1 pseudogene is annotated in these 691 nt (G+C 28.2%); it reads left to right on the top strand.

What is annotated here, in order from left to right:
• Positions 1 to 691 (top strand): annotated as a pseudogene (locus tag KAR67_RS09400) (motility associated factor glycosyltransferase family protein); the annotation flags it as partial.

Raw genomic sequence — 691 nt, 5'->3', positions numbered from 1 at the left:
CAAGATTTAGCCTTTGATGAAGAAGGAAATTCACACTCAAAAGGTTTTGATTTTGGAGAGAAATTTAGCGGTGAAGAAAATATAGATAAACTTAAAGTCCCTGCCTATGGAGGCAAAGGAGAAGTTTTAACCCATATAACTTGGAATGATTATCGTATAAAACTTGAATATCTTTTTGCTTGCAATGATCAAAAGGCTAAATTTTACAATGCTACTGAAGGTGGAGCAAGGATTAATTTTACTGAAGAACTTTCCTTTAAAGAATGTTGTGAAAAACTCCTTACAAAAGAAAAACCTAAATTTGAACTTCCAAAAAGTTTAACTAAAAATAGAAGTGATAAACTCCTAGTTAAATTCAAAGAAAAAATACAAAAAGATCAAGAAAATGCTAAAAGATTTTTAAATGATGCTTTAGCTTTAAAACAAATTTTAGAAAATATACTCAGTAAAGATTTTCTTTTGCCTTTAGAATTTTTAGAAAAAGTCTATCAAAACATAGAAAATTTTAATCACTCTTTAGATACAGATGAGTTTATACAGGATGAAGTTTTAAGAGGAGCTTTTGCTTATCGTGGAAAAATGATTGCTGATGTATTAAAACTTCATATACAAGATAAAACGCATTTCATCACAGCTTATATTAAAGCTTACCATGAATGGTTGCTTTATTTTATAGAAAAACTAGAGCAAA

The sequence above is a fragment of the Campylobacter sp. JH32 genome, from assembly GCF_017846535.1.
Lineage (GTDB): Bacteria > Campylobacterota > Campylobacteria > Campylobacterales > Campylobacteraceae > Campylobacter_D > Campylobacter_D coli.
This window is presented reverse-complemented; position numbering and strand designations above follow the sequence as displayed.